This window comes from Paenibacillus sp. J31P13 (genome assembly GCF_056269295.1).
This window is the reverse complement of sequence record NZ_JBWDNR010000014.1, coordinates 38,277-51,289: the sequence shown is the minus strand read 5'-3', so window position 1 is coordinate 51,289 and position 13,013 is coordinate 38,277. Positions and strand designations below refer to the sequence as shown.

The window sequence follows — 13,013 nt, the reverse complement described above, 5'->3', positions numbered from 1 at the left end:
TATTCGCATTCTCCTCCTCTTGGTACATGCGGCTATTATTTATCCTGAAAATAGGATAAATAATTTGCATTAAGTAGTTTGACAGCTACGAAATAAGTTCGCCATGTATCAAGAATCGATAGGAGCATTTAAAGTATAACAATTTTTACTGAATCATGGAATTAAAAAATACGATTGAATCAAAACATTGAATGAAGATGTAAATTAAAGTTGTTTATAAATCGTTCTGGTGTGTTCGAGTAATTTTTTATTAATTGATAGATTCCAAGCAGACATTCGACTATGCCATCGTTTATATATCAAAAATTGATCCCATGATATTTCATTTATTCTTTTTAAATTCATATCTGCATCGAATATGACAAGAATTATATATTCAAACTTTTGTTGGTCTATTTCATTGGATCCAGGATCATTTAATCCGTAAAATACGCTAGTAGTGTTGCTTGTAGATGCTTTGATACTATAACGCTCTCCATTAATACTTATAGCGTCAATGTTTTTTGTCCCAGGAGGAGCAAATTGAAGTCTAGGTAGACCAGGGGTTTTATTATAGTGTTCGATTGCTAAATACTCTCCTAGATCGCCAACAACATTCTTTGATCTGATAATCTTTCTATCTTTTAACTCCTTGATTATATTTCCATATGAAGCAATTAAGTTGCTATCTGATAATATCTTTACATCCATTCTCCTGGTCAGCTCCCTGAGTTGATAACTTAATCTATATACTAATGATAATGAATGAATTAACAAATTTTGTCGACTCATCGCTATCAATTACAAATGATAAATAATGCACTTACGCCAATAAAAAAGTCGCGGAAATGGATTGATCTTTTGACCTACGTCTCCGATCGCGCAGGAAGCAGTTATGAATTCAATTTACGGATTGTTGTTAGTAGTATCAGGAGATTATGTGAAGAAGGGTTATTTGTATCTAATAGAGAGCCCACTTGCTGGAGGAGGAATTGGATTCAATTGGGTATCAAATCGAGCAGCTATAAAATGAATAATATCCTTCGGTAGCTGTTGGGGAACGGACTCCGAAGGATTTATACAAATCTCATCTTCTATTATAACAGAGAGGATGAGGGGAATGTTGGCAATGGCAAATGACTTCGATCATCAAATGGAATTGTTTCAAAGGGCAACGGTAGCCGATATAACAGAAGCTAAAAAACACTTAAATTTATTATTGAAATATCAAGCAATGATTGTGGAATTTGAGCGTCGTGGGTTAGACACGTTATCTATGCAGCAATATGATTTATATAAACTACTAAAGAATAGGGTATTAAATCTTCAAAGTGCGATTAATCTCATTATCGATGTAGAAGTTCGAGAAATCATAGAATATCGATACATTGCTGGTAACAAGCATGTTGTAACTATTAATCACTTTGCTCAGGGAATGGATGATCGAACGGTTGAACGTAAGTTATGTAAAGGAATAGAGTCGGTTGCAGAATCACTTAAAATTATGACGGTAAAATGACGGCAAACAGTCAGTGGTATGCCGTTATGATGCCGCTACGAATTACTTACAATAGGGTTACAGTGGAATTCATAGAGCAGCAATGCTCGGGTGAATCCTACTGTACCCTTATCACTTGTAGGACTCGGCCATGCGGTGGGTCTATTGCGACCTTAGACGTTAATCGTCAAGCGTGTGGTGATGAGGCGGGGTTAAATGCCCTTAACAAGGTTGACTTGTCCCTTGTTCAGTTTGTCGGAATAATCCGGCCAGTTGAAGAACGGATAAGATTATCTGCTGTCCATTTGGGCAGCTTTTTTTATTTTCTAAAAGGTGTGTGATTGAATGGGAGCTAAGAAGAAACCGCCGCCGATTGTCCAGCCGCTTAAATGTCGGGGATGCATTTGGGGCAGATGGCAGGATACGGTTCAGGTGTGCAGTAGAGTTAAATGCCCAAAGGAAATTCGAAATAAACAGACTTCTTAAGTATTTGGTTATTTGAATACAAAAAGAGCCGCTAGGATGCTTTCCCGCGACTCTTTGACCGATGCTTTCGGATTAATAACTATTTTACTGTGAAATATATCATTTTACAATATGTAGATTTTTAAATTTTGAGTATTAATTGATTTCTATTAGCAGATTGATTTTTACCATAGCAAATACATGTACAGATAAAGACCATTTACTCTTTTTTTTCAATACCACTACACCCCTTTCAATAGGAAGTATGCCGGCCGACATCTTATGTTTTAATAATATATTTTATTGTCAGGACATAACTAGATCGAATTTTTAAAAAAATCGTATCTTGACAAATTGTGTGCAATTAATTTTTGCACAAAATACTAACAGTGAGGTGGTGATATGAAGTACGTCCAGCCGATCCGCGATATTCGTAAGGTTGAGGCGATAAAGCAGTATTTAAAAGTTCAGAATGAAAGAGACTATCTCTTATTTATGGTTGGCATTAATACTGGGTTTCGGATTTCAGACATTCGATGGTTATCCATTAAGGACGTTAAGGGTACACACATCGAAATCATAGAAGGTAAGACTAAAAAGCTCAAGAAAATAAAGATTCGAAAAGCGCTTAGGAAGGCTTTAGACGATTTTATTAAGGGCAAACAGGATTACGATTATTTATTTACAGGTCGCAGCAAGAAACATACAGGCATTGCAGGTGAACCAATTGATAGCAGCACAGCATACAAGGTATTAAGTAAAGCAGCTCGCGCTAATGGAGTTGAAGAGATAGGGACGCATTCCATGAGGAAAACGTTTGGTTATCATTTTTACCTCAAAACAAAGGACATAGCGTTACTAATGGAACTCTTCAATCATAGTGAACAGACCATAACTTTGCGTTACATCGGGATCAAACAGGACAGCCTGGACGAGGCTATGGACGATTTTGAGTTGTAGAATTCTTCTTAATAAGGGTACTGTGGAACTCATTTTAAACGAACAAGAAATAATCTATATATCATCAAAGTTTTTTAGAAGTTGATGAATTCCCTTCCCTATACACTGAGGGGAACTCAAATGGCAATTTCGGAGCAAAAATTGCTTGTGAGTAAGAATAAGCTTAGCAGCCGAAATGCCAAATTGGAAACAAATGTAATTAAATAGGAAAACCAACTCAATTCCGATATGAGAGTAGGTGAGGTGATGTAATGTCGAGGGGTAGAAGTCCGGATAGAGACCGTGCATTTAATATTTGGTGTAACAGTGGCAGAAAAATGAAACCCTCTGAGATCGCCTCTGAGATGGATTTAAATGCGTCTATGATTCGTAAATGGAAGAGCATAGATAAATGGGATCAACAATCTGACCCATCTCCGAGAAGTCGCGGAGCTCCTATTGGGAATAAAAATGCTGTTGGTAATCGCGGCGGACCAGGTGGGCCATTACGTAATCAGAAAGCATTCAAGACAGGCGAGTATGCATCAATATGGCTCGATGCTTTAGATGAGAAAGAAAAGCTTCTCCTGTTTGAAGTAGAGACAGATCCAGTTGCCCAAATCGAAAATGAAATAAGGCTGCTTGATATTCGTGAGCGGCGCATGCTTCAACTTCGAGAGAAAGTATTGGGAGGATGGGATCATGAAAATATTTCGAGTAAGAGTGAGTTGTTTAGGAAGGAAATAGGTGAGCAACCTGGCTTTGATGACGATGGAACCATGAAGATGGTACCTGTATATGAGGAGTCACTCAAAGAGGTAGAACGAACCATTAAGACACCGCAGAAGTTGGATCGAGTGCTGGCAATAGAGGATGCTTTAACTCGGGTCCAAGACAAAAAAGGGAAGTTCTTAGATCTCAAGTATAAAATAGCTGCTAAAGCTTTAACGGAAGAAGAGCAGCAACTAAGAATTGAGAAGCTTAAGGCAGAAGTAAAAGCAATGAATGAAAAGGCGTGGTGACATGGCGAAGTACACTATCCTTCATAACTTCTATGGTAGTCAGATTTGGCAAAACTTCCGTATGGTTACCATCAACGAACGTGGCTTGCGCTGTGAGTATTGCAAGATATTTGTTACAAAGTCCAGTGAATTGACTTTGCATCATATTAAGGAGCTCACACCTGAGAATGTACATGATGTCAATATCTCGCTTAATCCGGATAACATCATGGTTGTGCATCATGAATGTCATAACAAGATTCATGGACGCTTTGGTCATCAAATGACTAATGGCGTTTTTATTGTGTATGGTCCACCAATGGCTGGAAAGACAACTTATGTTCGTGATCGTATGAGCCGTGGTGATTTGGTTGTTGATATGGATCAATTATACTCGGCGGTGTCTTTGCTACCCGACTATGATAAGCCGAACAATCTGTTTAGCAATGTGATCGGCATTCATAACCTGTTGATCGACAACATCAAGACGAGGCTAGGTAAGTGGAGCAGCGCATGGGTTATCGGTGGTTATGCAGATCGATTTAAGCGAGAGAGAGTGGCACATGACTTGGGAGCAGAGTTGGTGTTCTGCGATGTGAGCAAAGAGGAATGTATTCGCCGGTTGGAAGTTGATGAGGACAGGCGTTATCGAACAACTGAATGGGCTGAGTACATTAATAAATGGTTTGACAGTTATGTACCATAACCTCAAGCGCTTGGTAATTTGAAAAACAGTTTTTTGCAATGATAAGCTTTGATATCTATTTTTTTATAAAGCTTCAGGCAGAGTAAATTAATGAAATCATTGTCACAGATATTATTATTAGAATCGTTGATAATTGCCCAGCACATTCATTTGTTTACCTTAATAGGATGTTGTGAGTCACATAATCAGTTATGGGTCACGTAAACATTAGGAGGTATTCAAAGAATGAGGATGAAAAAAGCTAGGATAGTAAAGAAAGCTAGATCTTGTAAAAAGGTTCAGCGGCACGTACATGAATTCGAAGGAAGTACTAAACTGGCTGAAGAGGGCAATGATCGACATAATCATCGCTTTGCAGGAGTTACCGGGCAAGCGATTCGAGTCGGAAAAAGCCATGTCCATGAAATTGATCTTACGAAAACAGATTTCTTAAACCATTTTCATAAACTGAAAAAGATTGTAACTGGACCAGCTATTCCGGTCGGAAATGGCAAACACGTACATTTTGTAACAGGCCAAACGACATTAAATGATGGTCATGTTCACCAATTTAAATTCGCAACATTGATTCAAGCACCTCTTGTTTAACTAATAAATTATGCAGAATGAAATGAATGGTCATGAACATGCGAAACTATTTTAAATACAACATTCAACTATCAGAAAATGATAGTTTAGATTTGACCACTTATTTGTTAGGTGGTCTTTCTTTTGTAAAGATATTAAAAACAAATGAAAACAGATTCATTTCGAAGTCCCCCCACCAAAAATTTTAAAATTAAATCTCAAGGGACCGTAGGGGGGACACAAATTTCACATAAACCGAAAATTTTGAAAATGGAGGGAGAGAAAATGAACTTTGAAAAAAAGTGAAGTATATGATGCAGAATTGGAGAAATTGAACGAGCTTTTCGATAATGTTGACCCTGCGCAGAAGAAGCTTGTTACCGGTTTGATTGAGGATGCAGCCTTTTTATTGGCGGAAAATCATGTATTGAAAGAGCAAATTGCTAAAACGGGTATGGTCAAGGTTCATCCGACTAACCCAGATCTGCAGAAGCCTGTGGAGACAGGGAAGCAATATTTAAAGAACATAAACTCGTACGCTGTCATCATTAAAACGCTAAACGGTGTACTGAGTAAAAATGCGCTTGAGGGTGATGATGAATTTGATAAATTCCTTCAGGATGCCCACGGGGACGCATAGTTACCTTCTCGAATATTACGAGGCGATAAAGAGCGGTGAAATCATCGCTGGTATGGAGCTGATCCAACAGCTCGACAACTTGATCAAGGATTTGGACAATCCTGCATTCGTCTATGACACTAAGGATGCTCATTTCCGGATCAACTTCATCGAAAGGTTTTGCAAACATACGAAAAGTCCGTTTTACGGGAAGCCCTTTTTGCTAGAACTATGGGAAAAAGCTCTTATTGAGGCGTTCTATTCGTTCAAGTGGAGTGTTGAGGGTTACCAAAACTACTATGGTGAGAAACCACCGAAGAAGCTGCTACGCCGATTCAAGAAATTGATTCTCCTCATCGCTCGTAAGAATGGGAAGTCAACATTATGTGCAGCATTAGGGCTAACAGAAATGGTTTGTGGTACAGGGGGCAATGACATTGTTTGTTCATCGAATGATGATGCGCAGGCGAACATTATCTTTGAAGAGATTAATAATATGCGTGAACAGTTTGATCCAAAGGACAAGCGGACGCACAAGAACATGAAGGGTATTTTCAATCTTAAAAACAAAAGTAAAGTCTTTAAGATATCTGACCGCACGAAAAACAAGGAAGGCCGGAACATTGACGGAGCGATCCTGGACGAAACGAATGAAATGAAGGATAACGTCATAGCGAAATCAATTGACCAGTCACAATCAACAAAGGACGAGCCTTGGTTCATTAATATAACAACGGAAGGCTTTGTCAACGATGGTTATTTGGACGAAGAACTGAAGTACGGACGGTCAGTGCTTGCCAAAGAGATTGAGGACGAAACGATTCTCGTTTGGTTATACACGCAGGACAGTGAGGCTGAGGTTTGGCAAGACGAAAAATCCTGGATGAAATCAAACCCAAGTCTCGGAACGATTAAAAAGCCCAAATATATTAAGGATCAGATCCGTACAGCCCAACACAAAAAGGCTGAACGGATTTTTATGCTGGCTAAAGATTTTAATATCAAGCAAAACAACGCTGCAGCGTGGCTGATGGCAGAAGAGCTTGCCAACGATTCAACCTTTGATTTGGAGGAGTTCCGTGGTTCCTTTGCCATTGGTGGTGTTGACTTGTCGAAATCGGGTGACCTTGCGTGTGCCAGGATGATGTTCATTCGAAAAGGCAAGAAGTATACCCGTGCGCAGTATTTCATTCCCGAATCGAAGCTCGCTTTGTTGACGAGTGAGGACCTGCCCAAATTTACGGAATGGATTCGTGAAGGCAAGATAACCGTATCAGATGGGAACGAGAATGACTTCCGTTTGGTGACCGCCTGGTTCATTAAGATGGTCAAGGAATTTGGCATCAAGTTTTATAAGATTGGTTATGACAAGTGGTCTGCAGTCTACTGGGTGAAGGAGATGGAGGAGACTGGTTTTGATATGGTTCGTGTGACACAGGACTGGGCTCCAATCAGTGAGCCGATGAAACTGGTCGAGGCAGATTTGCGAAGCAAACTGATTAATTACAATGATGACTCACTAGATCGGTGGTGCTTGGAGAATACCGCGTTAACGATTAACAACAAGCTGGAGATCATGCCAATAAAAGTACAAGGCAAAGAGGATAAGAAAATCGATGGTGCGGTTACAATCATATTTTGTTATCGCGTATACATCGACAATCGATCCGAATTCCTTGAGCTTGCCAAGAGAGTGGGGTGATAGAGTGGCACTATGGAACACGGTTAAGGGATTGATTAATAAAGGCAAGCAGTATGTTTATGCAAGAACAACTGGCGGATATATTCCGACATTTAGCCAGTTTGGTGACAATATATATTCATCCGATATTGTTCAGACTGCGATAGATATCATTGCTACTGAGATTAGCAAACTCCAGCCGAAGCATATTCGAACAGATCAGGACGGGAAGCAGACCTCTCCTCGTGGAAGCATTAACAGGCTGTTTAAGTTCCGTCCAAATGAATTAATGACTACACGCGATTTCTTAGAAAAAATTGTTTGGACATTATTCATGAATTACAACGCATTTATTTACCCTGTATACGATATTATTCGTGACAATTCTGGTAAAGAGTCTAAGGTATACAGAGGATTTTATCCACTGAACCCTTCTCAGGTCGATTTCCTTCAAGACGAGGCTGGTCGTTTATTCGTCAAATTATATTTTGCTTCTGGTGATCATATCACGGTTCTCTATTCGGATATAATTCACTTACGCAAAAAGTTTTCAGTGAATGAAATTATGGGTGGGGGAATCAGCGGGCAGCCGGACAACGATGCGTTGCTGAACATCTTGAATATTAACGATACAGTTATTCAAGGGTTGGACAAAGGTATAAAAACGAGTATGTCTATCAGGGGTATTATGAAAATCGCAACCTTAATGGACGATGCAACGCAGCAAGCAGAACGAAAACGGTTTGAAGAAAAGCTTGAATCCGGTAAATCAGGCATTCTCCCTATGGACCTTAAGGGAGAGTTCACCCCTATTCAAATCGATCCTAAAATGATCGACAAGGATACGATGGAGTTTTTGGATAGCAAGGTTCGTCGATGGTTTGGAGTATCTTTACCCATCCTATCCGGTGATTATACGGATGAGCAATACCAGGCTTTCTTCGAAAAGACGCTGGAGCCCATTGTCATATCATTAGGACAAGCTTTTTCTGTATGTCTATTCAGTGAAAGAGAAATTGATGTAGGGAATGAAATTGTGTTTTATCATCGCAACATGATGTATCTATCCACAGCTGCCAAGCTGAATATGATTAAAACGGCAGGCGAGCAAGGGCTGCTTACTGATGATCAAAAGCTTGCCATACTTGGATATCCTCCACTTGAAGACGGAAGCGGGTATCGTCGCACGATGTCGCTGAATTACATTGATGTTAATTTGGTGAACCAATATCAAATGTCGAATAAGTCTAAAACACAAGGAGGAGATCCAAATGAATAAAAATCTGCCATCCAGAGATGATCCGATTAAACGCAGCTTTGGATTGATGGACATACGGGCGGATGACGAAGGCAGCTTTATCGAAGGTCATCCAGCCGTTTACGATCAACGAACAAGCATCGGTGGTTGGTTTTATGAAATCATAGAGCGCGGGGCATTTGATGGTTGTAACTTTGATGATGTTTTGTTTTGTACAAATCACGATTTGATGAAAATTCCTCTCGCACGGAGTCGTCGTAATAATGAAAGCTCCACGATGCAACTTCGTGTTGATGATCGAGGACTTTACATTCGCGCTAATTTGGATGTAGAGAACAATGCGGATGCCAGATCTTTATATAGTTCAGTAAAACGTAAAGACATCGACGGGATGTCTTTTATTTTTTATGTGGCAGAAGAGAAGTGGGAAGACCTCGATACCGATACACCAACCCGTCGCATTCAGAAAATCAAACGTGTCATGGAAGTTAGTGCGGTCAATTTCCCGGCCTATTCGGGAACTGACATAAATGCAAATGCTCGTGATCAGACAGCGTTGGATAACGCTCGTATGGCATTGGAAAATGCCCGATCCCAGTTGGATAACTCGGAAGGCGAGCTTGAAATGGAAGTACTGAAATACAAAACTCAAATACTTATGAAGGGTTAAGGTGAAGAACATGAACAAAAAGAAATTACTAGCTATGATTGCAAAGAAAGAGGCTCGGAAGGCTGAACTAGGTATTAAAGCGAACGCATCGGAAGATGTGAAGGAGCTGCGGAGCATTAATACAGAGCTTGATGAACTGAACGGGGAGTTAGCTGAGCTTCGCAGTTTTATGTCGAACCTTTCTGACGATGAGGAAAACGATCAAGAACAGGAGGTTGAGCAACCTGAACAACGCAGTTCTTCCCCAGTCGGCCGTTCGCAAATTTTAGGTTCCTATGGTCTAGGCACAGGTGGGGCTGGTAATGAATCTGAGAAACGTGAAAAAGATCTTAATAAGAAATATGAGCAGCGCGGCGCAGACCTGAAGGCAAAGAAGCCAGTCACCTTTGAGATGGATGAGATGCCAGAACTTCGAGCAACGACGATTGGCGGCAGTTCACTTGTGGTTGAAACGAAGTATAAGCAAACGATTAATCCAACATTTAATGAAGTGTCTCGCGTGGTTGATGTGGTCAATGCCATTCCTCTTACAGGCGGTGAAGCATATGAGGCTGGCTTTGAAAAGCCAGGTGGCGAGGGAGATTATACAACGGAGACAGGGAACTATGTGGAATCAGATCCAGTCTTCGATTATGTATCTATCGGAAAGGCAAAGATTACCGCTTATTCCGAAATGTCGGACGAGTCGATGAAGCTACCTAACGTAGATTATCAAAGTCGCGTTCGCGCAAGTATCGTGAAGTCACTACGTAAAAAGATTTCAAAACAGATCTTGGTCGGAGCTGGTGGTAGTAATGCGATTACCGGCATCTTCAATGCACCAAACAATGTTATTCCAGCAGCGTCAGATTTGGTTATTGATGTAATTGATGCTGATACACTCGACAAGATCGTATTAGGATATGGAGGCGACGAAGAAGTAGAGGGCACAGGTTACTTGCTTCTCAATAAACTTGACTTGGCTGCCTTTGCTGCTATTCGTGGGTCAAACGGTAATAAGTTATACAAAATCAAAACATCGGGAAATGTAGGGACGATTAGTTCTGACGATTCATTCGAAGTGCCGTTTATCATTAATAGTGCTATCCCTGCTCTATCGGCTGCCAGTACTGTTGCTGACTCTTATAGCATGGCTTATGGCATGATGATGGGTTATGAATTGCCGTTATTCTCTGGAATTACTGTCGAAGAATCAAGAGACTTCAAATTCCGCTCTGGTCAAGTCGCTTATCGTGGGTCGGTATGGGTCGGCGGTAACGTGGCGATGTACAAAGGCTTCATTCGCGTAAAAAAGGGTTAATGTGAACGCAATGAGCGCAGAGAAGCTATTGGAACAATGCAAAATTGGTCTGAACATTCCACTTGCTAGCACCGCATTTGATGGCATCCTTAATCAAAAGTTGCTAGCTGTCAAAGGTTATATGCAAGGAGCAGGTGTGTCGGAGGAGACATTTGAAAGTGATCTTGCTGTCGGTGTCGTTGTTATGGGGGTAGGGGATCTTTGGAATGTGCAAGGTGGGGAGACAAAGTTTTCCCCTGTCTTCCACACTCTACTGACGCAACTGGCTGTGAGGTGAGGCTATGACGCAACGTTTTGATAAAGTGGTTTACTTAATCCATACATTAACAACAGAAAATGAGATAGGCGACCCCATTAAAACGATTACTCGAAGAGAAACGTTTGCAGAAGAAAACAGCGTACGACAATCGGAACACTATCAAGCTGCAGCAACTGGGTTGAAACTAGAACTGACTTTCATTGTATGGACCGCAGAGTACAATAATGAGCTGCAGTTGGAATTTGAAGGCACGACCTATGCCATAAGTAGAACGTTTAAGCGGAAGGATGAGAGGACAGAGCTTATTTGCTCTGGTCTTGTCAACGAGGTGGTCTAACATGGCAATGCCGCGAACTGTACGTGTCACCCGAAATGGTGTCGAATGGATTTCCAATATCGACCGAACGCAGTACACACTCAAGCAACTTGAAATGGCGGGAATGCGTGAAGTGGGCAAGATCATTCGAAAACTGGTTATGCAGCAAGCCAAAAAGCAAGTAGGTATGAAACGTTCTAAGCGTATTATGCGTTCTTTCCAGTACTGGGCTCGAAAGCGGGAGCGGGATTTGGTCGTAGGTATTAAGCATAATACCTGGTATGGAGCTGAGCAGGAGCTTGGAACACGTGGACAACGTAAGAAAGCCATATTCATGGATGCCGTTTTAAATAATGTTGACGATATACGTCGAGTAATGGGCGTATATATTGAAGCTATTGAAGATCTCAATAAGGCGGAAGGATTGATTCGTGATGATGGGAGTTGGGTGGGGGATGAATGAGTAAGATTGTCGAGCTTAGAAAATCGATTGTTACTTTACTTAAGTCAGAGCACCCGAAAATCTACTATGAGATTGCACCAGCGGACATTCCGTATCCTATCGTTGTTTATGATCTTCCTAACACATTCGGAAGTGATGAATCAACTGAAATTTTTGTGCTGCATGTAGATGTTTGGGATGCGCCGGCAGAAGGCGACACGATGCCACTTGAGTTGCTTGCTGAAAAATTAAATGCCGCTTTAAATAAACAAGTCATCCGCGTCAATGGGATGGCTTTTTCTTTTCACCGTGACACACGCCTGCCGCTTACCGATCCCGATAAGCGTTTGCGAGGTAGAAGAATTATATATCAAGTACGAACATTTGGAGGGAATTAGATGCCGCAATACTCAGGATTTACCAATCAAACCGCTGATCATTTAGTTTTAGATGCGGGTGCGTTTTACAAGAACTATGATTTAACAACCGGAAGCGGCACGCTTTTGGGAGCAACGCGAGGTGGCGGAGAGTTTAAAGCAGTACCATCTGTAAGATCCATTGAAATTGATGGAGTAAAGGGGCGAGCTAAGGGGCTTAATGCAATTGATTCATGGGACGTTTCAATTGTTGCAAACATGCTTGAAATCACACCGCAGCTCCTTGCTGCAGCACTTGCAACTGGCTCAGTAGATAGTGCAAGTAACCCGCTGTATGACATTATCACGGCTAGCAATACTATCGCATTAGCCAATTACCTTGACAACATTACATGGGTAGGGCGTTTAAGCGGCAGTAATAACCCTGTTATCATTCAAATCTTTAACGCTCTTAATACTGATGGTGTCACGTTAAAAACGGAGGATAAGGGTGAGAGCGTGCTGCCTGTTGCTTTTGCTGCCCATTATGATGCAATCGATCTTGATACAGTGCCATTCAAAATCTACTATCCAAAGTTGATGATGGACACAACACCACCAACAGTAACGGTTGTCCCAGCTGACGCGGCAACTGCTATTGCGGTGGGCGCAAGTGTGGTATGGACATTCAACGAGCCTATTAATCCAACACTCGTTAATCCAGCAAACTTCCTATTACTTAAAGCTGATGGAACCAACGTACCAGGCGCATTGACGATTAATGCTGCTAAAACGGTAGTCACTCTTAAACCAACGACCAATATGACAGCGGCCACGGATTATATTGCTATTGCATCATCCAATATTAAGGACCTTAACGGAAACTCTCTCGCACAGAAAGCTAGCAAATTTAGAACAGCTTAAAAACTATACGGAGAGGGCAGCGATGCCCTCTTT

Annotated in this window: 17 protein-coding genes; 16 read left to right on the top strand and 1 reads right to left on the bottom strand. The window is 41.1% G+C overall.

What is annotated here, in order from left to right:
• Positions 1-204: 204 nt before the first annotated feature.
• Positions 205-690, bottom strand: coding sequence for a DUF6998 domain-containing protein (locus AC0YOD_RS26480; RefSeq protein ID WP_475802348.1), 486 nt, complete (start codon positions 688-690; stop codon positions 205-207).
• 409 nt (positions 691-1,099) lie between these two features.
• Here AC0YOD_RS26480 and AC0YOD_RS26475 point away from each other — a divergent pair, with 409 nt between their 5' ends.
• From AC0YOD_RS26475 to AC0YOD_RS26400, 16 genes are all read left to right on the top strand, one after another.
• Positions 1,100-1,498, top strand: coding sequence for a hypothetical protein (locus AC0YOD_RS26475; protein ID WP_475802347.1), 399 nt, complete (start codon positions 1,100-1,102; stop codon positions 1,496-1,498).
• On the top strand, positions 1,495-1,818 hold the full coding sequence (locus AC0YOD_RS26470) for a hypothetical protein (RefSeq protein ID WP_475802346.1): 324 nt from the start codon (positions 1,495-1,497) through the stop codon (positions 1,816-1,818). Before AC0YOD_RS26475 ends, AC0YOD_RS26470 begins: the two co-directional genes overlap by 4 nt.
• A 526-nt stretch (positions 1,819-2,344) precedes the next feature.
• Complete coding sequence (locus AC0YOD_RS26465; protein ID WP_475802345.1) at positions 2,345-2,902, top strand: tyrosine-type recombinase/integrase; 558 nt, start codon at positions 2,345-2,347, stop codon at positions 2,900-2,902.
• A gap of 251 nt (positions 2,903-3,153) precedes the next feature.
• A complete protein-coding gene (terS, locus tag AC0YOD_RS26460; RefSeq protein WP_475802344.1) occupies positions 3,154-3,903 on the top strand; it encodes a phage terminase small subunit in 750 nt (249 codons plus the stop codon).
• A 1-nt stretch (position 3,904) separates the two neighbouring features.
• Positions 3,905-4,588: an HNH endonuclease gene (locus AC0YOD_RS26455; RefSeq protein WP_475802343.1), complete on the top strand. Its 684-nt coding sequence runs from the start codon at positions 3,905-3,907 to the stop codon at positions 4,586-4,588.
• A gap of 225 nt (positions 4,589-4,813) precedes the next feature.
• Positions 4,814-5,176, top strand: coding sequence for a YmaF family protein (locus AC0YOD_RS26450; protein WP_475802342.1), 363 nt, complete (start codon positions 4,814-4,816; stop codon positions 5,174-5,176).
• 271 nt (positions 5,177-5,447) lie between these two features.
• Entirely contained in the window at positions 5,448-5,795 is a 348-nt protein-coding gene (locus AC0YOD_RS26445) for a hypothetical protein (protein WP_475802341.1), read from the top strand.
• Entirely contained in the window at positions 5,776-7,476 is a 1,701-nt protein-coding gene (locus tag AC0YOD_RS26440) for a terminase large subunit (protein ID WP_475802340.1), read from the top strand. The genes AC0YOD_RS26445 and AC0YOD_RS26440 overlap by 20 nt, the downstream gene beginning before the upstream one ends.
• Positions 7,477-7,480: 4 nt before the next feature.
• Entirely contained in the window at positions 7,481-8,734 is a 1,254-nt protein-coding gene (locus tag AC0YOD_RS26435) for a phage portal protein (protein ID WP_475802339.1), read from the top strand.
• Positions 8,727-9,383 carry an HK97 family phage prohead protease gene (locus AC0YOD_RS26430; protein ID WP_475802338.1) on the top strand — a complete coding sequence of 219 codons (657 nt, stop codon included), beginning with the start codon at positions 8,727-8,729 and terminating at the stop codon, positions 9,381-9,383. Before AC0YOD_RS26435 ends, AC0YOD_RS26430 begins: the two co-directional genes overlap by 8 nt.
• A gap of 34 nt (positions 9,384-9,417) precedes the next feature.
• Complete coding sequence (locus AC0YOD_RS26425; protein ID WP_475802337.1) at positions 9,418-10,683, top strand: phage major capsid protein; 1,266 nt, start codon at positions 9,418-9,420, stop codon at positions 10,681-10,683.
• Positions 10,684-10,711: 28 nt separating this feature from the next.
• Positions 10,712-10,960: a hypothetical protein gene (locus AC0YOD_RS26420; protein ID WP_475802336.1), complete on the top strand. Its 249-nt coding sequence runs from the start codon at positions 10,712-10,714 to the stop codon at positions 10,958-10,960.
• A gap of 4 nt (positions 10,961-10,964) precedes the next feature.
• On the top strand, positions 10,965-11,279 hold the full coding sequence (locus AC0YOD_RS26415; protein WP_475802335.1) for a phage head closure protein: 315 nt from the start codon (positions 10,965-10,967) through the stop codon (positions 11,277-11,279).
• A gap of 1 nt (position 11,280) precedes the next feature.
• Positions 11,281-11,721: a hypothetical protein gene (locus AC0YOD_RS26410; protein WP_475802334.1), complete on the top strand. Its 441-nt coding sequence runs from the start codon at positions 11,281-11,283 to the stop codon at positions 11,719-11,721.
• Positions 11,718-12,098, top strand: coding sequence for a hypothetical protein (locus AC0YOD_RS26405; protein WP_475802333.1), 381 nt, complete (start codon positions 11,718-11,720; stop codon positions 12,096-12,098). Before AC0YOD_RS26410 ends, AC0YOD_RS26405 begins: the two co-directional genes overlap by 4 nt.
• Positions 12,099-12,980, top strand: a complete 882-nt coding sequence (locus AC0YOD_RS26400; RefSeq protein WP_475802332.1) for an Ig-like domain-containing domain — start codon at positions 12,099-12,101, stop codon at positions 12,978-12,980. It begins immediately after the preceding gene.
• Positions 12,981-13,013: the final 33 nt, after the last annotated feature.

Bases quoted from the DNA above. Each gene is read 5' to 3' on its own strand.
- AC0YOD_RS26480 (WP_475802348.1), bottom strand. From the start codon at position 690: ATGGATGTAAAGATATTATCAGATAGCAACTTAATTGCTTCATATGGA.
- AC0YOD_RS26475 (WP_475802347.1), top strand. From the start codon at position 1,100: ATGTTGGCAATGGCAAATGACTTCGATCATCAAATGGAATTGTTTCAA.
- AC0YOD_RS26470 (WP_475802346.1), top strand. From the start codon at position 1,495: ATGACGGCAAACAGTCAGTGGTATGCCGTTATGATGCCGCTACGAATT.
- AC0YOD_RS26465 (WP_475802345.1), top strand. From the start codon at position 2,345: ATGAAGTACGTCCAGCCGATCCGCGATATTCGTAAGGTTGAGGCGATA.
- terS (WP_475802344.1), top strand. From the start codon at position 3,154: ATGTCGAGGGGTAGAAGTCCGGATAGAGACCGTGCATTTAATATTTGG.
- AC0YOD_RS26455 (WP_475802343.1), top strand. From the start codon at position 3,905: ATGGCGAAGTACACTATCCTTCATAACTTCTATGGTAGTCAGATTTGG.
- AC0YOD_RS26450 (WP_475802342.1), top strand. From the start codon at position 4,814: ATGAGGATGAAAAAAGCTAGGATAGTAAAGAAAGCTAGATCTTGTAAA.
- AC0YOD_RS26440 (WP_475802340.1), top strand. From the start codon at position 5,776: ATGCCCACGGGGACGCATAGTTACCTTCTCGAATATTACGAGGCGATA.
- AC0YOD_RS26430 (WP_475802338.1), top strand. From the start codon at position 8,727: ATGAATAAAAATCTGCCATCCAGAGATGATCCGATTAAACGCAGCTTT.
- AC0YOD_RS26425 (WP_475802337.1), top strand. From the start codon at position 9,418: ATGATTGCAAAGAAAGAGGCTCGGAAGGCTGAACTAGGTATTAAAGCG.
- AC0YOD_RS26415 (WP_475802335.1), top strand. From the start codon at position 10,965: ATGACGCAACGTTTTGATAAAGTGGTTTACTTAATCCATACATTAACA.
- AC0YOD_RS26410 (WP_475802334.1), top strand. From the start codon at position 11,281: ATGGCAATGCCGCGAACTGTACGTGTCACCCGAAATGGTGTCGAATGG.
- AC0YOD_RS26405 (WP_475802333.1), top strand. From the start codon at position 11,718: ATGAGTAAGATTGTCGAGCTTAGAAAATCGATTGTTACTTTACTTAAG.
- AC0YOD_RS26400 (WP_475802332.1), top strand. From the start codon at position 12,099: ATGCCGCAATACTCAGGATTTACCAATCAAACCGCTGATCATTTAGTT.